23 protein-coding genes are annotated in these 23,455 nt (G+C 61.0%); all 23 read right to left on the bottom strand.

The window, feature by feature from the left end; translation table 11 throughout:
* Positions 1-148: 148 nt before the first annotated feature.
* Positions 149-928 carry an SDR family oxidoreductase gene (locus AAGQ88_RS18995; RefSeq protein ID WP_342653253.1) on the bottom strand — a complete coding sequence of 260 codons (780 nt, stop codon included), beginning with the start codon at positions 926-928 and terminating at the stop codon, positions 149-151.
* Positions 929-949: 21 nt separating this feature from the next.
* Positions 950-2,161, bottom strand: a complete 1,212-nt coding sequence (locus AAGQ88_RS19000) for an O-succinylhomoserine sulfhydrylase (RefSeq protein ID WP_342653254.1) — start codon at positions 2,159-2,161, stop codon at positions 950-952.
* Positions 2,162-2,182: 21 nt separating this feature from the next.
* Positions 2,183-3,691, bottom strand: coding sequence for an amidophosphoribosyltransferase (gene purF / locus AAGQ88_RS19005; RefSeq protein WP_093469336.1), 1,509 nt, complete (start codon positions 3,689-3,691; stop codon positions 2,183-2,185).
* A gap of 12 nt (positions 3,692-3,703) precedes the next feature.
* Positions 3,704-4,291 carry a CvpA family protein gene (locus AAGQ88_RS19010; protein ID WP_342653255.1) on the bottom strand — a complete coding sequence of 196 codons (588 nt, stop codon included), beginning with the start codon at positions 4,289-4,291 and terminating at the stop codon, positions 3,704-3,706.
* Between the two features lie 245 nt (positions 4,292-4,536).
* Positions 4,537-5,220: an SPOR domain-containing protein gene (locus tag AAGQ88_RS19015; protein WP_342653256.1), complete on the bottom strand. Its 684-nt coding sequence runs from the start codon at positions 5,218-5,220 to the stop codon at positions 4,537-4,539.
* 3 nt (positions 5,221-5,223) lie between these two features.
* Complete coding sequence (gene folC / locus AAGQ88_RS19020; RefSeq protein ID WP_342653257.1) at positions 5,224-6,510, bottom strand: bifunctional tetrahydrofolate synthase/dihydrofolate synthase; 1,287 nt, start codon at positions 6,508-6,510, stop codon at positions 5,224-5,226.
* The gene (accD, locus tag AAGQ88_RS19025; protein ID WP_093469348.1) at positions 6,507-7,427 is read right to left on the bottom strand and encodes an acetyl-CoA carboxylase, carboxyltransferase subunit beta; all 921 of its coding nucleotides are present in this window, start codon (positions 7,425-7,427) and stop codon (positions 6,507-6,509) included. The genes folC and accD overlap by 4 nt, the downstream gene beginning before the upstream one ends.
* Before the next feature lie 285 nt (positions 7,428-7,712).
* Positions 7,713-8,333, bottom strand: a complete 621-nt coding sequence (locus tag AAGQ88_RS19030; protein WP_285426815.1) for a phosphoribosylanthranilate isomerase — start codon at positions 8,331-8,333, stop codon at positions 7,713-7,715.
* 59 nt (positions 8,334-8,392) lie between these two features.
* Positions 8,393-9,217, bottom strand: coding sequence for a tRNA pseudouridine(38-40) synthase TruA (truA, locus tag AAGQ88_RS19035; RefSeq protein ID WP_342655844.1), 825 nt, complete (start codon positions 9,215-9,217; stop codon positions 8,393-8,395).
* Between the two features lie 192 nt (positions 9,218-9,409).
* Positions 9,410-12,196 (bottom strand): FimV/HubP family polar landmark protein, encoded by a 2,787-nt coding sequence (locus tag AAGQ88_RS19040; protein ID WP_342653258.1) that lies wholly within the window; start codon positions 12,194-12,196, stop codon positions 9,410-9,412.
* A 116-nt stretch (positions 12,197-12,312) separates the two neighbouring features.
* A complete protein-coding gene (locus AAGQ88_RS19045) occupies positions 12,313-13,323 on the bottom strand; it encodes an aspartate-semialdehyde dehydrogenase (protein WP_342653259.1) in 1,011 nt (336 codons plus the stop codon).
* Positions 13,324-13,422: 99 nt separating this feature from the next.
* Positions 13,423-13,986: a DUF1285 domain-containing protein gene (locus AAGQ88_RS19050; RefSeq protein WP_342653260.1), complete on the bottom strand. Its 564-nt coding sequence runs from the start codon at positions 13,984-13,986 to the stop codon at positions 13,423-13,425.
* Between the two features lie 10 nt (positions 13,987-13,996).
* Entirely contained in the window at positions 13,997-14,602 is a 606-nt protein-coding gene (locus AAGQ88_RS19055) for a DUF4823 domain-containing protein (RefSeq protein WP_093469367.1), read from the bottom strand.
* A gap of 190 nt (positions 14,603-14,792) precedes the next feature.
* A complete protein-coding gene (locus AAGQ88_RS19060; protein WP_342653261.1) occupies positions 14,793-15,455 on the bottom strand; it encodes a TetR/AcrR family transcriptional regulator in 663 nt (220 codons plus the stop codon).
* A gap of 529 nt (positions 15,456-15,984) precedes the next feature.
* Positions 15,985-16,782, bottom strand: a complete 798-nt coding sequence (locus AAGQ88_RS19065) for a TatD family hydrolase (protein ID WP_342653262.1) — start codon at positions 16,780-16,782, stop codon at positions 15,985-15,987.
* A gap of 15 nt (positions 16,783-16,797) precedes the next feature.
* A complete protein-coding gene (locus AAGQ88_RS19070; protein ID WP_037011754.1) occupies positions 16,798-17,154 on the bottom strand; it encodes a PilZ domain-containing protein in 357 nt (118 codons plus the stop codon).
* A gap of 41 nt (positions 17,155-17,195) precedes the next feature.
* A complete protein-coding gene (locus AAGQ88_RS19075; RefSeq protein WP_342653263.1) occupies positions 17,196-18,182 on the bottom strand; it encodes a DNA polymerase III subunit delta' in 987 nt (328 codons plus the stop codon).
* Positions 18,175-18,819 (bottom strand): dTMP kinase, encoded by a 645-nt coding sequence (gene tmk / locus AAGQ88_RS19080; RefSeq protein ID WP_285426822.1) that lies wholly within the window; start codon positions 18,817-18,819, stop codon positions 18,175-18,177. Before tmk ends, AAGQ88_RS19075 begins: the two co-directional genes overlap by 8 nt.
* A gap of 19 nt (positions 18,820-18,838) precedes the next feature.
* Positions 18,839-20,116, bottom strand: coding sequence for an endolytic transglycosylase MltG (gene mltG / locus AAGQ88_RS19085; RefSeq protein WP_342653264.1), 1,278 nt, complete (start codon positions 20,114-20,116; stop codon positions 18,839-18,841).
* A 3-nt stretch (positions 20,117-20,119) separates the two neighbouring features.
* The gene (gene pabC, locus AAGQ88_RS19090) at positions 20,120-20,938 is read right to left on the bottom strand and encodes an aminodeoxychorismate lyase (protein ID WP_342653265.1); all 819 of its coding nucleotides are present in this window, start codon (positions 20,936-20,938) and stop codon (positions 20,120-20,122) included.
* A complete protein-coding gene (gene fabF, locus AAGQ88_RS19095) occupies positions 20,935-22,179 on the bottom strand; it encodes a beta-ketoacyl-ACP synthase II (RefSeq protein ID WP_093469629.1) in 1,245 nt (414 codons plus the stop codon). Before fabF ends, pabC begins: the two co-directional genes overlap by 4 nt.
* Positions 22,180-22,286: 107 nt before the next feature.
* Positions 22,287-22,523, bottom strand: a complete 237-nt coding sequence (acpP, locus tag AAGQ88_RS19100) for an acyl carrier protein (RefSeq protein WP_016973676.1) — start codon at positions 22,521-22,523, stop codon at positions 22,287-22,289.
* Positions 22,524-22,709: 186 nt separating this feature from the next.
* Complete coding sequence (fabG, locus tag AAGQ88_RS19105) at positions 22,710-23,447, bottom strand: 3-oxoacyl-ACP reductase FabG (protein ID WP_285426825.1); 738 nt, start codon at positions 23,445-23,447, stop codon at positions 22,710-22,712.
* Positions 23,448-23,455 lie beyond the last annotated feature (8 nt).

The raw sequence follows: 23,455 nt of genomic DNA on the forward strand, positions 1-23,455 counted from the left end.
ACCTAAGTCAATAGCCTGCTTGAAGTTTTTTTCAAAAAAGCGGTTTTCGCTGACTGACATGGAAAGCCAGGCCAGGAACGAAAAAGCGAGCCCGAAGGCCCGCTCTTGATTTCACTCGCAGCGTGCAGCGGGAAACTTGCCGCCACGCTCAATCCACATAAATCATCTTCTTGCTCATGCCGCCATCGACCACGAATTCCTGCCCCGTGACAAACCCGGCATTCTTCGACAACAGCCATGCCACCGCGGCGGCAACATCTTCCACAGTCCCTACCCTGCCGGCCGGATGTTGCGCGTGATCGGCGTCGGACAATGGCTCGGCGCGCCGCACAGACGGGTCGCGGGCATCGATCCAGCCGGGGCTGACAGCATTGACCCGAACCTGTGGGCCCAGGCTCATGGCCAACGCGTGCGTCAAAGCCAGTAACCCGCCCTTGCTTGCCGCGTAAGCCTCGCTGTCAGGCTCGGATTGACGCGCGCGGGTCGAACTCAGATTGACGATGCTTCCGCCGTGCGCCCGCAGATAAGGGGCGCAATGCTTGGCGAGCAGCATCGGCCCGCTCAGATTGACCGCCAGCACGCGGTTCCAGTGCGACAGATCAAGGCTTTCTAGGACCGTGTTATGGGGATCGGCCACCGCTGCATTGCACACCAGTGCATCCAGACGCCCGAACATGCCGAGCACTTCGGCGACGCCATCCACCACCTGTTGTTCGCTGGAGACGTCCATAGCGATGAACGAAGCATTCTCGCCCAGCACATCCGCCACGGCCGCGCCGCGCTGACGGTCTACATCGGTCAGAACGACCTGCCAGCCTTCGGTGACCAGCCAGGCAGCGATTGCCAGGCCAATCCCCCGAGCGGCGCCGGTCACCAACGCGACCCGGCCGTTATGCACGCCGGTCGCGCCCACCGTCCACTCATTCACAGGCGGCACTCACTGCGCGACTCACAGCGCAGCCAGGCCACGCGCGAGGTCCGCCTTGAGGTCGGCGACGTCTTCCAGACCGACCGCCACGCGGATCAGGCTGTCGCGAATACCGGCGGCCTCACGCTCCTGCGGCGACAGGCGGCCGTGAGAGGTGGTGCTCGGGTGGGTGATGGTGGTCTTGGTATCGCCCAGGTTCGCGGTGATCGAAATCAGGCGTGTAGCGTCGATGAAACGCCACGCGCCTTCCTTGCCGCCCTTGACCTCGAAACTCACCACGGCACCGAACGCCTTCTGCTGGCGCTTGGCGAGTTCGTGCTGCGGGTGACTCTCCAGACCGGCGTAATGGACACGCTCTACGCCGTCCTGCTGCTCCAGCCACTGCGCCAGCTCCAGCGCGCTCTGGCAATGGGCGCGCATGCGAATGTTCAGCGTTTCCAGGCCTTTGAGGAACAGCCACGCGTTGAACGGGCTCAGGCTTGGACCGGCGGTACGCAGGAAACCGACCACTTCCTTCATGTGCTCGCTGCGCCCGACAACCACGCCACCCATGGCGCGCCCCTGACCGTCGATGAACTTGGTCGCCGAATGCACGACCACGTCGGCACCCATGCGCAGCGGCTGTTGCAACGCAGGCGTACAGAAGCAGTTGTCGACGACCAGCAGTGCGCCCTTGGCGTGGGCGATTTCCGCCAGCGCGGCAATGTCGACCAGTTCGGCCAGCGGATTGGACGGTGATTCGACGAACAGCAACCGGGTATTGGACTTGATCGCCGCGTCCCAGCCCGACAATTCGGCCAGAGGGACGTAATCGACCTGCACGCCGAAGCGTTTGAAGTACTTCTCGAACAGGCTGATCGTGGAGCCGAACACGCTTTTGGAGACCAGCACGTGGTCACCGGCGCTGCACAGACTCATGACGGTCGCCAGAATGGCGGACATGCCCGTGGACGTCGCCACTGCCTGCTCGCCACCTTCCAGCGCGGCGATACGCTCTTCGAACGAGTGCACTGTCGGGTTGGTGTAACGCGAGTAGACGTTGCCCGGTTTGTCTCCGGCGAACGTCGCGGCCGCGTCGGCTGCCGTGCGGAACACGTAGCTGGACGTGAAAAACAATGGATCGCTGTGTTCGCTCTCCGGCGTACGGTGCTGTCCAGCACGCACGGCGAGGGTGTCGAAACCCACGCCGTCGAGATCGCTGTCCAGTCGACCGGCATCCCATTCCTGAGTCATGCCGCCTGCTCCTTGTCTGGATTAGTTGTTGTACAGATCGATGATCGCGCTGACCGCCTGAGTCTTTGCCTTGGAGGCGTCGTTACGCGCCTGCTCGATCCGGTTCAGGTAGTGCTCGTCGATGTCACCGGTCACGTACTTGCCGTCGAAAACCGAGCAGTCGAAATTATCGATCTTGATTTTCTTGCTGCCGCTGACCGCTTCGATCAGGTCGTTCAGATCCTGATAAACCAGCCAGTCGGCACCGATGAGGTCGGCCACGTCCTGGGTGGAACGGTTATGAGCGATCAGCTCGTGAGCACTCGGCATGTCGATGCCGTAGACGTTGGGGAAGCGCACGGCCGGGGCCGCGGAACAGAAATACACGTTCTTGGCACCGGCTTCGCGGGCCATCTGAATGATCTGCTTGCAGGTGGTGCCGCGCACGATGGAGTCATCGACCAGCATGACGTTCTTGCCGCGGAACTCGAGCTCGATGGCGTTGAGCTTCTGGCGTACGGATTTTTTCCGCGCTGCCTGTCCCGGCATGATGAAGGTGCGGCCGATGTAGCGGTTCTTGACGAAACCTTCGCGGAACTTGACGCCCAAGTGGTTGGCCAGTTCCAGCGCCGCCGTGCGGCTGGTATCGGGAATCGGGATGACCACGTCGATGTCGTGATCAGGACGCTCGCGCAGAATCTTGTCGGCCAGTTTCTCGCCCATGCGCAGGCGCGCCTTGTAGACCGAGATACCGTCGATGATCGAGTCCGGACGCGCGAGGTACACGTGTTCGAAAATGCATGGCGCGTACTTGGGGCTGGTGGCGCACTGACGGGTGTGCAGCTTGCCGTCTTCAGTGATGTACACCGCTTCGCCCGGCGCCAGGTCACGGATCAGGGTAAAGCCGAGCACGTCCAGCGCAACGCTTTCGGAAGCGATCATGTACTCGACGCCTTCGTCGGTGTGACGCTGGCCGAACACGATCGGACGAATCGCGTCCGGGTCGCGGAAACCGACGATCCCGTAGCCGGTGATCATCGCGACGACTGCGTATCCGCCACGGCAGCGGTTGTGCACGTCGGTGACCGCAGCGAAGATGTCTTCTTCGGTCGGCTGCAGCTTGCCGCGCACGGCCAGTTCATGGGCGAAAACGTTGAGCAGGACTTCCGAGTCGGAATTGGTGTTGACGTGGCGCAGGTCAGATTCGTAAATCTCCTTGGCCAGTTGCTCGACGTTGGTCAGGTTGCCGTTATGCGCCAGCGTGATGCCATAGGGCGAGTTGACGTAGAACGGCTGGGCTTCGGCCGAAGTCGAGCTGCCCGCTGTTGGATAACGTACGTGACCGATGCCCATGTGTCCGACCAGACGCTGCATATGGCGTTGGTGGAACACATCACGGACCAGACCGTTGTCCTTGCGCAGGAACAACCGGCCGTCATGGCTGGTCACGATACCGGCAGCGTCCTGGCCGCGGTGCTGGAGGACGGTGAGCGCGTCATACAGCGCCTGATTGACGTTCGACTTGCCGACGATACCGACGATGCCACACATGCGACACAACCCCTACTTAGTGGAACTGGATTTACCGAGCACTTCCTGCGGCGTTGTAGGCGGCAGGAGGTGATCCTTGAACGGAATATCAACAGGTACGCTGATTCCGCTGGCTAGCCACTTGCTGGACATCCCGAGAATCAGGTTTTTCGACCAGTCAGCGACCATGACAAATTGAGGGAGGAGCCGTGACTCCTGCCACCATTGATCCTGTTGTACCGGGCCCAGGCTCAACAGCCCTACCGCTACGACCACCAGCAAGCCCCCGCGCGCAGCGCCGAAGACCATGCCCAGAAAACGATCGGTCCCGGAAAGGCCGGTGACGCGAATCAGTTCCCCGATAAGAAAGTTGACCATGGCGCCGACCAACAGCGTGGCGACGAAAAGAATGGTGCAGCCCGCAATCACGCGTGCCGAGGGTGTTTCGATGTAGTTGATCAGATACTGGGCCAGCGAACCGCCAAACATCCAGGCCACGACACCTGCAATGATCCAGGTCAGCAAGGACAGTGCTTCTTTGACGAAGCCGCGCTTGAGACTGATCAGAGCGGAGATGGCGACAATTGCAATGATCGCCCAGTCAACCGGAGTAAATGACACGTTGCAGCCTACAGACTGATGAGGCGGCGCATTTTAGCAGAGCGCTCGCCCGGCGGTAAGCAGGGATTACGGATGGATGCCAATTAAGGCGAACTATTGGACTTTGCCGGTGGTCGATGCTCGCCAGACGGTGAGGATCAAGGTGCCTGTTTCAACCCTTTCCGGCTAAAGCCGATCCTACGAAAGCCGTGTATGCCTCCAGGACCGGCCTCTGCCGGGAAATTGTCATGGCTACCGACCGGGTCTTACTTACGCTCAGGCTGGAAACGCACAACGATGCCCTTGATCTTCTGCTGCTTTTCCAGGGTGTCGCGCAGGCGATCCGCTTCGGCGCGTTCGATGACCGGGCCGACGAACACTCGATTCACCCCATCGGAGGTGCGGATGTACGCATTGTAGCCTTGGGTGCGCAACGTTTTTTGCAGGTTATCGGCGTTCGCCCGATTGGACAAGCTGGCCAGTTGCACGGCCCAGGTCACAGACAGGCCATTGGTGTCGACGCGAGCCGGATCGGCGACCGGAGCGGCAGGCGCAGGCGCCGGGGTAGCAGGCTTGGCGGGTGTCTGAGCCGGCGCTTGCGCTGGAGCTGACGCGACCTTTGCCGGTGGCGCGGACACTGTCGGCCGGGAAGGCGCCGGGGCGATAGGCATTGAGGGCGGTTGCTGGGTGGCAGGTGCCTGGCTCGGCTGCGACAACTCTTCATCGGTCGGCACCGGTTCCTGCGGCAGCGGTTGCTGCTCAGGCACGTTCACCGGCTCGACTTTGATCTGAGACGCCGCCGGCGCCTGCGGAGCGGCTGGCGCATCCACCTGCACATGACGCGCTTCATCCTGTCGGGAAAACAGCATCGGCAGGAAGATCACCGCGATGGCGATGAGCACCAGCGCGCCCACCATGCGCTGCTTGTACGCCTTATCCAGCAAAGCCATGTGTCACTTCCTCCGTGACGCGCCCGCAAGCCATTCCAGGGCCTCGGCCACGCAGTAAAAAGACCCGAACAGAACGATTTCGTCGTCGGCAGTCGCCTGATTGCATTGCGCTTCGAGCGCCAGCGCGACACTGGCGTAGGACGTCACGTGCGCGCCAAGGTTCTGCAGCGCCTGCGCAATCTCTTGCGCAGGACGACTGCGCGGGGTCGGCAGGGGCGCAACCGCCCAGCTGCTGAAGCGATCAGCCAGTTCCGCCAGCACGCCGTCCAGATCCTTGTCATTAAGCAGACCGAATACTGCGAGACGATTGCCCGACACGGGACGCTGATCGAGACGTTGCGCCAGGAATGTGGCGGCATGAGGGTTGTGCCCCACGTCCAGCAGCACCTGCAACGGCTTGCCCTGCCATTGGAAGGATCGACGATCCAGCCGTCCTGTGACACGTGTGCCGAGCAATGCTGTGCGGATCGACGCCGCTTGCCAATCCAGCCCCGAGAGCAGATAGGCCTGCAGGGCCAGCGCCGCGTTCTGCATTGGCAGATCGAGCAACGGCAAGTGACGCAGTTCGACTCTCGCCCCATCGAGGCCAGTGCCGAACCAATCCCATGCAGTCGGGCCGATGGCCAGATCGAAGTCGCGACCGCGCAGCGAAAGCGGGCAACTCAGGGCATCAGCCTGATCCAGCAGCGGCTTCGGTGGATCGAGATCGCCACACAGCGCGGGACGCCCTTCGCGGAAAATCCCTGCTTTCTCGAACGCCACAGACTCGCGGGTATTGCCCAGCCATTCGGCATGGTCGACACCGATACTGGTCACCAGGGCCATGTCCGCATCGATCAGGTTGACTGCATCCAGACGCCCTCCCAGACCGACTTCGAGCACCACCGCGTCGAGACCGGCTTGTTCGAACAGCCAGAACGCCGCCAGCGTGCCCATTTCGAAATAGGTCAGCGAAATGTCACCACGGGCCTTTTCGATGACTTCGAACGCCACGCAGAGCTGCTCATCGGTGGCCTCGACGCCCTGCACTTGCACCCGCTCGTTGTAACGCAGCAGGTGGGGCGAACTGTACACGCCGACTTTCAGGCCCTGCGCCTCAAGCAACGCGGCGAGAAACGCGCACGTCGAGCCCTTGCCGTTGGTGCCGGTGACCGTGATCACGCGCGGCGCCGGCCGAGTCAGCCCAGCCTGCAGCGCCACCTGTCGCGAACGCTCCAGCCCCATGTCGATGGCAGAAGGATGCAACTGCTCCAGGTAGCTCAGCCAGTCGGCCAGGGAGCGTGCGGTCATACGTTCGCCGGAGCGGGTGGAACCACGATCGGCTCAAGTTTCGGCGCAACGAATTTAGGGGTCGGCAGGCCCATCATCTGAGCTAGCAGGTTGCCCAGACGCTGACGCAGCTCCTGGCGGTGAATGATCATGTCGATCGCACCGTGATCCAGCAGGAATTCGCTGCGCTGGAAGCCTTCAGGGAGTTTTTCACGCACGGTCTGCTCGATGACGCGAGGGCCGGCAAAGCCGATCAGCGCCTTTGGCTCGGCCACGATCACGTCGCCCAGCATCGCCAGACTGGCGGAAACGCCACCGTAGACCGGATCGGTCAGAACGGAGATGAAAGGCAGACCCTCTTCACGCAGACGGGCCAGCACAGCCGAGGTCTTGGCCATCTGCATCAGGGAAATCAGCGCTTCCTGCATGCGCGCACCACCGGAGGCGGCGAAGCAGATCATCGGGCAGCGGTTTTCCAGCGCGTAGTTGGCCGCCTGGACGAAGCGCTCGCCAACGATGGCGCCCATGGATCCGCCCATGAACGAAAATTCGAAGGCGCTGCACACCACCGGCATGCCCAGCAGCGTACCGCTCATGGAGATCAGCGCGTCCTTCTCGCCAGTCTGCTTTTGCGCGGCAGTCAGGCGATCCTTGTATTTTTTGCTGTCGCGGAATTTCAGGCGATCGACAGGCTCGAGGTCAGCGCCGATTTCTTCGCGACCTTCGGTGTCCAGGAAGATGTTCAGGCGCGCACGCGCGTCGATGCGCATGTGGTGGTTGCACTTGGGACAGACGTCCAGTGTTTTTTCCAGCTCAGGGCGATACAGCACCGCCTCGCAGGATGGGCACTTGTGCCAGAGACCTTCGGGTACCGAGCTTTTCTTGACCTCGGAACGCATGATCGAAGGGATCAGTTTGTCTACCAACCAGTTGCTCATGCTTTCTTTCTCCAGTACCGGTGGCTTTGAACGCGACGGCGGTCTGTGCCGTGCGCACGCCCTAACTTAATTCATCTGCGGTGTCGCGAAATGTCGTACAACGATCGGCGCCTGGCCTGACCTGCTGAACCGACACCCCGTCGCTCACCACCCTCAACTTCCTGCGCGAGACGCAGCACGTCTCGTTTACTCAATTCGGCCAGCCCCAAATCCGGGTGGCAGGCTAGTGGACGGCAACCGCCCGTTCGTCGTCACATCGGCAGCCACAGCTGCCGGAAAATTTGTTCAGGCGCTGTGCACCGCACTCATGAACGCGCGAATCTTGTCGTGGTCCTTCAAGCCCCTGGATCTTTCCACACCGCCGCTGACATCCACGGCGTAGGGGCGAACCTGCGCAATCGCCTGGGAGACATTGGCTGACGTCAGCCCGCCCGCCAGGATGATCGGCTTGCTCAGATGTTTTGGAATCAGTGCCCAATCGAAAGTTTCGCCGGTACCGCCGGGGATGCCCGCGACATAGGTGTCCAGCAGAATGCCGCACGCCTTGTGATAGAGCGCGCAACTGGCCGCGATGTCGTCTCCGGCCTGAACGCGCAGCGCCTTGATGTAAGGGCGTTGATAACCCTCGCATTGCTCAGGGGTTTCGTCACCATGAAACTGGATAAGGTCCAGCGGCACGACATCGAGCAGCGCCTTCAACGCCTCGCGCTCGGCGTTGACGAACAGGCCGACGGTGCTCACGAACGGCGGCAAGGCGGCGATGATTGCCTGCGCCTGCTCTATCGTCACGGCCCGGGGACTCTTGGGGTAAAACACGAATCCGATGGCATCGGCTCCCGCTTCGACGGCGGCCAACGCATCTTCTATGCAGGTAATCCCGCAGATCTTGCTGCGAACGGCTGACATGTGGTGAAAACCTCAAGCCCTTGGAAAGTCACGGATGGTAGCAAATGCAGCCCGGAACGTCAGCCGTCCAGTTCCGTGAAGCCTGTCAGAAAATGCGGACCGATGTAGCGCTCCGGCAAGGGAAACTCATCGCGGTACTCGACCTGCACCAGATACAGCCCGAACGGATGGGCCGTCACACCGCCTGTACGCCGAACGCGGCTCTGCAGCACTTCGCTGGCCCACTCTACCGGACGCTCTCCGGCACCAATGGTCATCAGCACACCAGCGATGTTACGCACCATATGATGAAGGAAGGCATTGGCGCGGATGTCCATGACGATCATCTTGCCGTGCCGGGTGACGCGCAAATGGTGAATCTGCTTGATCGGCGACTTCGCCTGACATTGCCCGGCACGAAACGCGCTGAAATCGTGAGTGCCGACCAGATATTCGGCGGCCAGCGCCATCCGCTCGACATCCAGCGGACGATGATTCCAGGTGATTTCCTGGCCCAGATGAGCCGGACGGATCTGATCGTTGTAGATCACGTAGCGGTAACGCCGGGCGATTGCCTTGAACCGCGCGTGAAAGTGCGCCGGCATGACTTTAGCCCAGGTCACGCTGATGTCATGGGGCAAATTAATATTGGCGCCCATGGTCCAGGCCTTCATGGTGCGCTCGGCCCGAGTATCGAAGTGCACCACCTGGCCGCACGCATGCACGCCGGCATCGGTGCGCCCGGCGCACATCAGCGACACGGGCGAATCAGCTACCCTGGACAGCGCATTCTCCAGCGTCTCCTGCACGGTCAGCACGCCGGTGGACTGACGCTGCCAGCCGCTGTAGCGCGAACCTTTGTATTCCACGCCCAGTGCGATCCTGGAAAAACCTTCGGCGGCCATTTCGGCTGCCGCTGTCTCTGCCACGGTGTCTGTAGTTGCCAAGTGCTTAAAGCCTGTCGATGTGCGCAAGGGCGGCCATTATACGGATGGCAGAAAAAGACGCCATCGACACCTGTCAGCACGACAGACCCACAACGCCCGCAAACGAAAACGACCGCCTGAGCGGTCGTTTCAAAGCAGTGCCGGCGCCTGTCAGACCAGCCGCGACAACATCTCCCGCGCTTCGGTCTTCTGGCCGTCATCCCCTTCAGCGACCACTTCGTCGAGAATATCCCGGGCGCCGTCGGCATCACCCATCTCGATGTAGGCACGCGCCAGATCCAGCTTGGTGGCTGCCTCGTCGGTGCCGGAAAGGAAATCGAACTCAGGCTCGTCGTCCGCCAGCAATGCATCGTCTTCGGTAAAGCTTGGGGCAGCATCGCCAGGCTTGCCAGTCGAAGGCTGCTCCAGGCTTTGCGACAAGCGCTCAAGCTCGGCGTTGACATCATCGATCTCGGACGCAAAGGCATTGGAAGCCTGCTCGGTTTCCATCTCGTCGGCCAGGGACAAGTCGAAATCGGCCGGCAGATCGATATCGTCTTCCACCGGCGGCGTGTTCGCGCCCAGATCGGCGCGCTCTTCGAAAGCCGGCAGGTCGCGCAGCTCATCTTCCATGCCGAGCAGATAATCATCTTCAGCCTTCAGCCCCGGCTGATCTTCGGCCAGATCCAGGTCGAAGTCCGCCAGATCAGTGGGCTCGTTGGCTGACGCTTCGGTCTGCTCGCGCAAGATCGCGTCGAAATCCAGATCATCGGCGGTCGAACCACCGAATGGCGCGTCGAGGTCCAGATCGTCGAGGCGGGAATCGCCAGCGGGTGTCGAGCGATCAGGCACCTGCGCAGGAGACGCAGCTTCCAGATCGTCCAGACTGAGATCGAAGGCCGTATCAAAGTCATCCGGCAACGGCGCCTGCGCAACCGGCTCGGCCACAGGAGGCACTTGCGGCGCTGGCGGTGGCTCGTCGTTGAGCAGATCTTCGACGTATTTCGCATCCATTTCCGCCGCCAAAGCCGCAGCCGCCGCAACCCCCGCAGCCGCAGCAGCAGCGGCCGCCATGGCTGGATAACGGGATTTGAGCTGCTCGACTTCAGCGTGGTTCTTTCCCGTGGCGATCAATTGCCGCTCCTGCGCGACAAACCCCGCCTGATTATCTTGCTGAGCGTAAATCTCCATGAGCTTCAAGCGCAGATCGCTGCGCTGCGGCTCTTCCCTGACGGCCTCTTCCAACAACGCCGCGGCCTGGTTGATACGGCCATAGGCAATGTGGATTTCAGCCTGAACGAGCGCGTCAGCCGGATGTTCGCGGACCGGCTCGCTGACTGCGGTCGGCGCCGGCGCCATCTTTACATTGGGCGGAGGAACCTCCAGACCCTCGAAGCTGCTTTCCGGTAAATCCATGTCGGAGGCGAAATCCGATTCCTCGGACAGCGCCCGTGCCATCTGGCGGTGCTTTTCGGCTTCGATCAGCGCATTGCGACGGCGCGCCAGCAGCAGTAACAGCAACAGCAGAACCAGCAGCGCGCCGCCACCGATCAACCCCATCAACATCGGGCTGGCGAGGATCTTGTCCAGCGCGCTGCGATTGTCCTCCGTGGCCGCAGGATCAGGCGCGACGGCCAGAGCCTGATCCGGCGTTGCGCTGGTGACCTTGGCGCCATCGACCGGCAGAGCGTCTTCCGGGGCGATTTCATTCGGCGGCTTGCCGGCTGCATCAGGCGCTGCGCTGTTCGGCACAATCTGAGCAGGCATTGCAGGATTGGCAGCATTGTTCGGGTTGGTGACGCTGTTCGGGCTGACAGTGCCGCCCGCATCAGGGCCTGGCGCAGGCACGGCAGCACCGGCGGCCTGCATCTTCGCCAACTGATCGTTTTTCAGTTCGATCAGGCGCTGCAGTTTATCGACCTGACTCTGCAGATCGCCCATGCGGCTTTTCAGTTCGGCATTGTCGCGGCGCGTGCTGTCCAGGCTTTCCTGGGTGACCGCCAACTGATTGCTGAGCTCGGCGTTGTCGCCGACCGCCCCATTGGCGCCGCGCTTGGCATTGGCCGAGACCAGACTGAGGTTGTCCTTGGCGTCGATCTGCGCCGGTGCAGCGCCCGTACGATTGCGACGGGTGGCATCAACCTGACGAGTGCCGCTGGGCAAGCGGCGACCTTCACGCCAGGCGCGGTTCTGCTCGGCGACCTCCGCCACGGCGCGGGGCTGAGGCAGCGCGGTCGCTTCCTGCGGCGACGGCAGACGCAGCACCTGACCTTTCTTCAGACGGTTGATGTTGCCGGCAATGAAAGCGTCCGGGTTGAGCGCCTGAATCGCCAGCATGGTCTGCTGGACCGTACCGCCATTACGCACGCGCTCGGCAATTTCCCAAAGCGTGTCGTTATTGGCAGTCGTGTATTGAGTGAATTTGGGCTCAGCGGCCGGGGCCGGGGCCGCTGGGGCGGGCGCCGGAGCTGGAGTTTGCGCCTCCGGTGCCTGAGCCGGTGCGGTGCTCGGCGCAGTGGAAGGCAGTTGCGCGGCGGCTGCGGCGGTTTGCGGCGAAAACTTCGGCGGATCCAGCAACAAGCTGTACTCACGCAGCGCCCGGCCGTTGGGCCAGAGCACCTGAACGAGAAACTTCACATAGGGATCGCGGATGGGCTTGCTCGAGGTGATGCGCAAAACGCTCTTACCGCCCGGATTGACTACCGGCGTGAACGTCAGGTCATCCAGGACCGCCGTACGGCCGACGCCTGCCTGAGCGAACTCTGCGGAGCTGGCCAGGCTCGGCACGACCTGCGAAGCGTTGAGATCCTGCACTTCCGTGAGTTCGATTTCAGCAAGCAACGGTTGATTCAGGGTCGACTTGACGGTCAAACCACCGAGACCGAGCGCCTGCGCCATCCCGGATGACAGCGCTGAAGCCGCAGCGATTGCTAAAACCAGTTTACGAACCTGAACCATAGCCCATCCCTTGTTTAAAATTTCCCCGGCAACCGAGAAGATAAAGCCTGCTAGGGCATCGAGCGTGTCAACACGCCGCAGCTAGAATGATTCTTTGAATTGTTGGCAAGTATCTTTTACGCAACATCTTTTATCAACAATTCAGCGACCTGCACAGCGTTCAGAGCAGCGCCTTTGCGAACATTATCTGACGTCACCCAGAAATTAAGTTCACAGACGTCGTCGATGCCTTGACGCAAACGTCCTACATAGACCGCGTCCTGTCCTACAGCATCGCCAACCGGCGTCGGGTAATCGCCCGCTTCTACCAGCTCGATGCCGTCAGCGGATTCCAGCGCCGCATTCACTGCCGCCAGATCGAGCGCCTCAGCGGTCTGCACCGAAACGCTCAGGCTGTCGCCAAAAAAGACCGGAACCTGGATGCAGCTCACGCCGACCTTGATTAAAGGCAGCGAGAGCAGCTCGCGCAACTCACTGACCAAACGTTTTTCCAGCGGCACGTGGCCGTCGGCATCCGGCACGCCCACCTGGGCGAGCAAGTTAAACGCCATTTGCCGGTCGAAGATCCGCGGTTCGAGGGGGCGCACGTTCAGCAGTTCGGCAGTCTGCCGCGCCAGCTCAGTCACCCCTTCGCGCCCCTGACTGGACACTGCCAGGCAAGCGGTGACGCTGACGCGCTCAATCTTCAGCAGGTCGCGCAGCGGCGAAAGCACCAATGCCAACGCCGCAGCGCTCGGGCTGGGGCAGGCAAGCTGAAGGGGTCTTGCCAAGGTGGCGAGCAAGGCGCCGTTGACTTCAGGCACCACATTGGGGGCCTGATCCACGGGCAAGCCGCCCGACAGGTCGATGACCGCGCAACCGGCGGCGACAGCGCGCGAGGCATAGCTGCGCGTGACTGCCGGGCCTGCAGCAAACAATGCGATGTTGACTTTACCGAACTCAAACGCGTCGACCTCGCGCACGCGAACATTCTTGCCGCGATACGGCACCGAGCTACCAGCCGACTCTGCACTGGCCAGCAGATACAGTTCGCCAATCGGAAAGTCGCGTTCTTCGAGGATCTGGACGATGGTTTCGCCGACAGTACCGGTTGCGCCGATCACGGCGATATCAAAGGACTGGCTCATGGAAAAACCTCAGAAAAATCGGGGGGCGGCACTTTAACCGCGTGGCGCACGCCAGGCAATTGAGCCATGAAACGGGTCGGCATCGCGGCAGCGCGCGGTTCAGGGTTCAAGACCGATGCGAAAGAACTCGCCAGCACTCCAGACGCCCAGCCAACGCTGCCCATCGATCTGGCGCACGACGGCCAGATCGACCAATTGATAAAAGACGTTGCGATGAATCAACGCCTCAAGGTTGGCGCGCACATGCACATAAGGGGCAGGCTCTTGCGTGTCGGGATCTACGCTGACGCGCATCGGATGTTCAAGACCGAGCTCGATGACGTCCTCGACATGGGTGGTGAAGGTCAGGACCTGAGACTCGCCTTCGCCCTGCACGTCCAGCAAGACCGCCACGAACGGCGCGTCGTCGACGGTGATGCCCACCTTTTCGACCGGCGTGATCAGGAAGTAGTCATCACCGTCGCGGCGGATGATGGTCGAGAACAGACGCACCATCGGCTTTCGACCGATCGGCGTTCCCAGATAGAACCAGGTGCCGTCACGGGCGATACGCATGTCGATATCGCCGCAGAAATCAGAATTCCACAGGTGAACGGGCGGCAGACCCTTGCCGGTCTTGGGGATTTGCGCCAATAGATCGTTGGCTTTGCCCGGACCACTCATACGTCTCTCCTCAGCGGGCTTCGACGCCCAAGAGACTGCGAGCGTAAGCCTGCATCGGTGGTCCTAGCAAATCTTCAGGTTTGGTGTCACGCAAGGTCAGCAGGCCACCACGGTTGTGAATGCGCGCCGAATCGATCAAGTAGCGGGTGTTGGTTTCGATCAGCATCAGTTGAATCACACCACTGTCAACGCCCAGACGGTCCACGACTTCCTGATCCGACCACTCATCAAAGGTGCCGATGCGATCGTCAGCCTTGGCGAAACGGGTGTAGAGCAGATAATGCGCGCCGGCGGCCCTGGCTTCATTCATCGCGTCATCAAGCCCTTCCGGTGCCCGGGCGCGACGGACCATGGGGAAATATTCGACGAAACCGTTGAAGGCCTCTTCGGCTACCACATTGGGACGTGGATACGCCCCGCCAGGCGGTGCGAAAGCGCCTTGCGCGATATAGATGTAGGAATCAGGTTGCAGACGGAAGTTGTTCAGACGACGAGTCGAGCTGTGATCCAGCAGACCTGCATCACTGAGCTCATCGTGGGCGCCCTGTGCCAGATCGCTGACGTGCATGCAGCCACTCAACGCCAAAAACGCCAGCAAAAGAACCAGGCTACGCATTATTTCCTCCAAAGTCCGGCGACGGAAAACCGGCGAATGGCTGTGTAATGCAGCTTTTGCGCCAGCTCGGGAAATGGGCAGCCGTTGGTTGCAGATTTACGTTGAGCCGCCACCAGCGAGCCCAAAGCGTGATGGCGTTTCATCGAATCCGTGGACTCGCCGCCCATGCTCAGCGGCGACTGACTGGCGATCAGTTGCCGGAGATTTCCGGCTTGAGGTCATGACCGGGCTCGACGTCGCGCTTGCGCTTGTTACCCATGCGCACGCCAATGTCCATCAGGAACTGGAAGAACCCTTCCTGGTCCTCCAGAACATTGCTCCAGAACGGCGAGTGGTACAGCGCAACAGCGCCATGCACCAGCGCCCAGGCGGCGCAGTAATGGAAATACGGCGGAACGTCTTCGAGTTTGCCTTCAGAGATGCGGCCCTTGATCAGCAAGGTCAGGTGCTCGAAGTTCGACGCGCGGATCTTGTGCAACTGCTCGACCATCTCGGGCACTTGATTGCCCTTGACCACCTTCTCTTCCAGACGGTCGAACAGACGGTAGCGCTGCGGATCTCGCATGCGGAACTCGAAATAAGCGCGGGACAGTGCTTCTTTGTCCTTATCGACGTCAGCAGAATGCAGCAACTCGTTCAGATCGCGCTCGTAGTCGAGCATCAGGCGCAGATAAATCTCCGCCTTCGATTTGAAATGTTTATAGATAGTGCCTTTGCCGATACCGACGGCATCCGCAATCATCTCGACGGTGACGCTGTCTTCACCCTGTTCAAGAAACAGCTTTAATGCGGTATCGAGAATTTCCTGCTCACGGCGCCGAAATTCACGGACCTTACGAGGTTCTTTCTGCATAGGAAGAGGCTGCGGGTTCAAAATCGAAGCCGCACATTATGCCTAACTTGCAGCAAATTGCACGGATCATCCGACCATATCGACGCTTCCTGACAACTTGGCGCCCCTCGTGATCAGGGAGTCCGAAGACCCTGCATCAATCGAGTCCCGGCTTTGTCGCTTTTGCCGTGGGCGGTTGCCAGGTTTTATCAAACGTGCGGCACTAATTCCCGCGAACTGCGCCGAACCATTCCCGTTCGCGCAAGATCAACGCACGATTGCGCCGGATACGAGAAGCTGGTGAGAATAAATCCCGACTGCCATGCTTTGAGCTATCAACAGCAGGTCAGGTATTCCAAAACTGTTTAAAAAACGTACAGCGGACGCTGGACGATGGCGGATTCTGATCGATACTTAACTTCGTCGATGCGGCATCTCCCCCAAGTGCCAGCATCGGTAAAGACACCAATGGATAGCGTGTCTTTGTTTTACTCCTAATGGTCTTAACCCGGATTCACCCCCCAGAACCCGGGTTTTTTTTGCCTGCGATTTACCGGCAGGCCGCTGCCTTCACTCTTGCCAGCGGGAACAGGCGCTTGAAGTTGGCACTGGTCTGTTCGGCGAAGCGCTCGTAACTCTCGCCTCGCAGCATCGCCAGAAACTCTGCCACCTCGCGCACGTACTCAGGCAGGTTGGGTTTGCCACGGTAGGGAATGGGCGCCAGATAGGGCGAATCGGTCTCCACCAGCAGCCGGTCGGCGGGCACTTTGCTGGCGACGTCACGCAAGGCATCGGCATTGCGGAAGGTCACGATACCCGAGAGCGAAATATAGAAGCCCAGGTCCAGAGCCGCCTTGGCCATGTCCCAGTCTTCGGTGAAGCAATGCAGCACGCCACCTTGCGGCAGAGCGGCCTCGCGCAAAAGCTCCAGGGTATCGGCGCGGGCGCCGCGGGTGTGAACGATCACTGGCTTGCCGGTGACGTTCGCTGCCTGCAGATGCAGACGAAACGACGCCTGCTGCAACTCTGCGGCCTCTGGCTCGTAGTGGTAATCCAGACCGGTTTCGCCAATGGCCACCACGCGGGGGTGGTTGAGTTCGCCAAGCAACCACTCAAGTCCCGGCGCTTCGCCCGGCTTCAAATCCAGCGGGTGAATGCCGACCGAGCAGTCGACATCGTCGTAGCGATCGGCGAGCGCTTTCACAGCACCCGCATTGTCGGCGCTGACGCCGATACACAGAAAATGACCTACGCCCCGCGCCCGCGCGGCCGCGAGGGCGTTATCGAGAGAGCCGTCGTGGGCGCTGAGATCGAGTCGATCGAGGTGGCAATGGGAATCTACAAGCATGGCGACAGGGGCAACTTACATCGTGTGGGTCGGACGGTCGGATTTGAGGGCTCCGGCCAGGTAGTTTTCAATCATGTTGCGGGCCGTGTTGTCGCCGTCGTTGAACTGCACGCCAACGCCGGCAGCCCGGTTACCCTGCGCGCCCTTGGGCGTGATCCAGGTGACCTTGCCCGCGACCGGAATCTTCTCCGGCTCATCCATCAGATTGAGCAGCATGAACACCTCGTCACCGAGCTTGTAACTCTTGCTGGTGGGGATGAACAGGCCGCCATTCTTGATGAACGGCATATAGGCGGCATACAGGACAGACTTGTCCTTGATGGTCAGGGACAGAATACCGTTACGTGGACCTGGACTCAGTGGCACGCTCATCTCGATTCCTCGGTAGTACTGATATCAGGCAGATGGCCAGTCTAACCCTGTCCGGTGAGACCTGCCCACTGCACCAATAACGCTTCGAGCAATAAAACCCGGTTCAGGTTCGCCTTGGACAGCACTTTCTGGCGCTGCAGGAGGACCCAGTCCTGGATCGCCAGCACGCTGCCCTGTGGCGATTTCTGCGCCAGGTACTGCAGCACTTTACGCATGTCGGACAGCCCGAGCCCGTCTTCATCCTGCGTCAATTGGTAGCGCAGAATCAGGTTCGACCAGTCGCAAAACCAGTCGAACAGCAGCAGCAAGGGTACATCCTTCCAGCCCTCGGCCAACTGCGTCGGCGATTGTTGCCCCTTGAGCAGCTTTTTCACGCCATCGACCACCAGCGCACGTTGCTCGCGCACACCCTGCGCCTGCAGGCTGACAGCCGCCAACGGTGAACCGGCGGCCAGCGTCAGCAGTTCGCGTCGCTCCTCTTCGGTACACTCCGGCAAAGCTTCTGCCAGCCAGGCGACACTCATTGCCTCACCCGGCAGTGGGCACGCCTGCTGCACACAACGGCTTTTGATGGTCGGCAGCAATCGGCTCGGCTGATGACTGACGAGCAACAGGACGGTATCGCCCGAGGGCTCTTCCAGACTCTTCAGCAAGGCGTTGGCGGCGTTGATGTTCATCGATTCGACAGGCTCGATCAGCACCACCTTGCGCCCGCCCATTTGCGAGGTCTGCACGACGAAGCTGACCAGATCGCGAACCTGATCGACCTTGATCGCCTTGTCCGCTTCTTCCGGCTCCAGCACGTAATTATCCGGATGACTGCCTGCTGCCAGCAGCGAGCAGGATTTGCAGTGACCGCACGCCTCAAGCCCCTGCGGCTGCTGGCAGAGCAGCAGGTACATGAGCCGTTCGGCGAGGGCACGCTTGCCAATGCCCGCCGGGCCATGCAGCAGATACGCATGAGCATGCCGGGGTCGGCCAGCCAGCTGCTGCCACAGGCTTTGTTGCCACGGATAGGCCTCAGCCATTGCGACGGACCGCCAGCAGGTCGAGCAGGTCCGGCACCAGCGCGTCGAGCGACACCTGCACCTGCGCCAGTGGCTGCGCGGCATCCACCAGACGATAACGCTCGGGCGCTGCCGCGGCGCGGTTCAAATAGGTATTGCGCACGGCTTCGAAAAAGGCCCGGCCTTCCTGCTCGAACCGATCCAGCCGACCACGGGCAGCCGCTCGCGAAAGGCCGATCTCGACCGGCAGGTCGAACACCAGGGTCAGATCGGGACGCAGGTCACCCTGCACGAAATCTTCCAGCGCCGAAATGCGCTGCACGGAAAGTCCGCGCCCCCCACCCTGATAGGCGTAAGTAGCATCTGTAAAACGGTCACACAGCACCACCGCGCCGCGCGCCAGTGCGGGGCGGATCACGCCTGCCAGGTGCTGGGCACGGGCAGCGAACACCAGCAACAGCTCGGTGTCGGCGTGCATGGTTTCATCGCTCGGCGCCAGAAGCAGCTCGCGGATACGTTCGGCCAGCGGCGTGCCGCCAGGCTCGCGGGTGAGCACCACGTCAACGCCCTGGCTGCGCAGGCGTTCGGCAAGATACTCGCGGTTGGTGCTTTTGCCCGCGCCTTCGGGACCTTCCAGCGTAATAAACAAACCAGTCACAGGCAGTCCTTAATCAGATTCATTGCGGGCTCTGCTCGCCTTTCGCAGCGTTATCAGCGGTGTCGGCAGGCGGATTCGACGGTTCTTTGGCAGAGGGCTCAGGCTGAGCGACTTCTGGGGAGCCGTGCTCAGACGGTGATGGCTCGGCAGGCGCTGACTCGGCAGGCTGAGCCTGTTGTGCCGGCACCTGTGGCGCCGGCGCTGGCTCGATTGCCGGCTTCTCGGCCGTCGGGACAGGGTCCACGCCCGGCGTCGGCGCAACAATTGGCGCAGGGCTTGACCGATAATCGGCGCGCCGCTTGAGCTGAAACTCCTTCACCGCTGCGTTATGAGCCTCCAGATCGGCTGAAAAGACATGGCTGCCATCGCCCCGCGCGACGAAGTAGAGGCTGTTGCCTGGCGCAGGATTCATGGCCGCGTGAATGGCTTCGCGCCCGACCATCGCAATCGGCGTCGGCGGCAGGCCGGAAATCACATAGGTGTTATACGGCGTGGCCTCTTTGAGGAACGCGCGGGTGATCTTGCCGTTGTATCGCTCGCCCAGGCCGTAGATGACCGTTGGATCGGTCTGCAGCAACATGCCCTGTTGCAAGCGTCGCACGAACACCCCCGCGATCTGTCCGCGTTCCTGCGGCACGCCCGTCTCTTTTTCGACCAGCGAAGCCATGATCAGCGCTTGGTAAGGATCGACGTAAGGCACATCTGCCGCACGCTGATCCCACTCTTGTGCAAGCACCTCATCAAGTCGGTTATAGGCCTGTTTGAGCAACTCGGCGTCGGTCATCCCGCGTACATAACGGTACGTGTCAGGAAAGAAACGGCCCTCGGGAAACACATCAGGGTGTCCCAGCTTCGCCATCAGTTCACTGTCGCTGAGGTTATTCAGCGTCTGCTCGAGCTTCGGTTGTTTCGCCAGCGCGGCACGTACCTGCCGGAAGGTCCAGCCCTCGACCAGCGTGACGCTGTATTGCACGACCTCGCCTTTTTGCCACAGGGCCAGCAGTGATTGGGCGCTCATGCCCGGCGCCATGCGGTATTCGCCGCTGTGCAGCGCCTGCCCCTGAAGGTTGAAACGCCAGTAAAGCCGCAACCAGAAGGCGTCCTTGATCACGCCATCGGCCTGAAGACGGTTCAGTACCCCGGTCGGCGATGACCCCGAAGGCACGTCAAGCAGGCGCTCCTGATTCAGGTTCAACGGTTGCTGCAGCGCGGTATGTTGTTGCCAGAAGGCCACACCCAGCGCGAGCCCCGCCAGAACTACTCCCGTTTCCAGCAAGACGAATAATTTTCGGATCACGAATCAGATATCCAGAAGCCCGCGAACAAGACTTTGCAGTTTACGGGTGAGCGGCCCGACGGGCCAGTTCAGTCGCTCGACGCCGCGTACAGGCCAGATGCCATAGACACTGTTGCAGACGAAGACTTCATCGGCTTTCTGCAGGTCGGACATCTGCAGATCGAGCTCCCGGGCGGGAATGCTCGTCTGCTCGGCAAGCGCCAGCAGCTCCGCACGCATCACCCCGGCCACGCCGCAACGACGCAGATCCGGGGTCAGCAGCACGCCGCCCTTGATCAGAAACAGATTGCTGAAGACACCTTCGATGACCCGCCCGCACGTATCGCGCATCAGGCCCTCAGCGTGATCGCTGTCCTGCCATTCGCCGCGGGCAATGACTTGCTCCAGACGATTGAGATGCTTGAGCCCGGCCAGCAACGGCTGCTCGGCGAGGCGGGTCTGACAGGCATAAAGCCGAACGCCCTGCTCCGCATTGCCCTGCGGGTAGGCCGGCAGCGGGCTGGCCTGAAGAATGCGCCGGGGCTGGGCGTCATGGCCCGGCGCGTAGCCGCGCAAACCATCGCCGCGGGTGACGATCAGCTTCATCACGCCCTGGCCCATCTGGCTGGCGAACGACCGACACTCGCGTTCGATCAGCGGCAGATCCAGGCGCAGGCCCAGACGCTTGCCGCCAAGCGCCAGACGCTCCAGATGCCGCTGCAAAAGCAATGGCTGCCCGGACTTGACCAGAATGGTTTCAAAAAAACCATCGCCGTAGGCCAATCCCCGGTCCTTCACGGACAGGGAATCTGCCGCGACGCCATCGACCCAGCACAATGTCATTCGGCAAACCGGCGGAAAACCAGCGAACCGTTTGTGCCACCAAAGCCGAAGGAATTGGAGATCACCACATCGATCGGCATCCGGCGCGGTTCGTGCGGGACGAAGTCCAGGTCACAGCCTTCATCCGGCTCATCGAGGTTGATGGTCGGCGGTGCCACCTGATCCTTGATCGCCAGCACGCTGAAGATCGCCTCGATCGCCCCTGCCGCACCCAGCAAATGACCGGTCATGGACTTGGTCGAGCTGACTGCCAGTTTGTAGGCATGATCGCCAAATACCGTCTTGATGGCGTTGACTTCAGCCAGGTCGCCAGCCGGGGTGGACGTGCCGTGGGCGTTGATGTACTGCACCTGCTCGGGCGCGACCTTCGCGTCGCGCAGCGCATTGGCGATGCAGCGGGCGGCGCCAGCGCCATCGTCCGGCGGCGAAGTCATGTGGAAAGCATCACCGCTCATGCCGAAGCCGATCAGCTCGGCGTAAATGGTCGCGCCACGCGCCTTGGCGTGCTCCAGCTCTTCCAGAACCAGCGCGCCCGCGCCATTGGAAAGCACGAAGCCATCACGGCCCTTGTCCCACGGACGGCTGGCGCGCGCAGGTTCGTCGTTGCGGGTGGACAGCGCTCGGGAGGCGCCGAAACCGCCCATGCCCAGACCGCACGCCGCCATTTCCGCGCCGCCGGCGATCATCACGTCCGCCTCGTCGTAGGCAATGTTGCGCGCTGCCATGCCGATGCAGTGCGTGCTCGTCGTGCAAGCGGTGGCGATTGCGTAGTTGGGTCCCTGCGCGCCCAGATGGATCGACAGGAAACCGGAAATCATGTTGATGATCGAACCCGGCACGAAGAACGGGGAGATCTTGCCGGGGCCCTGCTCATGCAGCAGCCGGCTGGTGTTTTCGATGTTGGTCAGCCCACCGATGCCCGATCCCATGGCCACGCCGACACGCTCGCGGTTGGCGTCGGTGATTTCGATACCGGCGTTGCGCACAGCCTGAAAGCTCGCAGCCAGACCGTATTGAATGAACAGATCGAGCCTGCGTGCCTCTTTGGGCGACAGGTAATCTTCGACCTGGAATCCCTTGACCGAACCGCCGAAGCGGGTGGTGTAAGCCGAAAGGTCCGTGTGCTCGATAAGGCCAATGCCACTCTGGCCAGCCAGAATGCCTTGCCAGGTGCTAGGCACATCCGTGCCCAATGGCGTAAGCATACCCATACCGGTGACCACGACGCGTCTACGCGACACAGGACTCTCCTTTTTTCTATTGACGAAATGCGGCCCTGTTTAAAGAAAAAACCGCACGCCAAGGGCAGTGCGGTTTTTCCAGGACAGCAAACTACGACTACAAAATCTTACGCCTGGTGGGCGGTAACGTAATCGATAGCAGCTTGAACAGTGGTGATCTTCTCGGCTTCTTCGTCAGGGATTTCGGTCTCGAATTCCTCTTCCAGAGCCATTACCAGCTCAACGGTATCAAGGGAGTCGGCACCCAGGTCTTCAACGAAGGAAGCACTGTTGGTCACTTCCTCTTCCTTGACGCCAAGTTGTTCGGCAACGATTTTCTTGACGCGCTCTTCGATGGTGCTCATACCGTGTTTTAACTCCTAGTGGACAAATTCGGGCAGCTGGCCGATGGGTAAGTGTATAGAAGAGGTTTTGCGCATTTCAAGCTAAACGCAATTCCCGATACGCCCATCAGCCCTCGACCCATTAATAGATTTCAGCTTTATAACGGATTTTAGACAGCCCGTATGACATTTTTTCGATACGGCTGGTCACATGTACATGCCGCCGTTAACGGGGATTGTAGCCCCGGTAACGTAGCCTGCACCTTCCGAGGCAAGAAAAGCGACCACGTGCGCAATCTCTTCGGCCTGCCCCAGTCGACCCAGAGGAATCTGAGCCGTCAGGGAATCACGTTGTGCCTCTGGCAGCTCGCGCGTCATATCGGTGTCGATGAAGCCCGGGGTGACCGAGTTCACCGTCACTGCCCGCGAACCGACTTCACGCGCCAGCGCGCGGCCGAAGCCTTCCAGACCCGCCTTGGCGGCTGCATAGTTTACTTGACCTGCGTTGCCCATGGCACCCACTACGGAGCCAATGCTGATGATGCGACCCCAGCGAGCCTTGGTCATGCCGCGCAGAACGCCCTTGGACAGGCGATACAGGCTGTTCAGGTTGGTATTGATGACGTCATGCCATTCGTCATCCTTCATGCGCATCATCAGGTTGTCACGTGTGATGCCTGCGTTGTTGATCAGGATCAACGGCGCGCCGACACGCTCCTGAATCTGCGCCAAGGCAGCCGAGACAGACTCGTCGCTGCCGACATCCAGCGCCAGACCAAAGCCTTCGATGCCGTTTTCCTTGAGGTAGGCGGTGATTTTTTCGGCGCCGGACTCCGAGGTCGCGGTCCCGACCACGATCGCGCCATTACGGCCCAGCTCCAGGGCGATAGCCCGGCCAATTCCGCGGCTGGCGCCGGTCACCAGTGCAACTTTACCCTGACTCATGCAGTTCT

Source organism: Pseudomonas sp. F3-2, assembly GCF_038804275.1.
In the GTDB taxonomy this organism is placed as follows: Bacteria; Pseudomonadota; Gammaproteobacteria; order Pseudomonadales; family Pseudomonadaceae; genus Aquipseudomonas.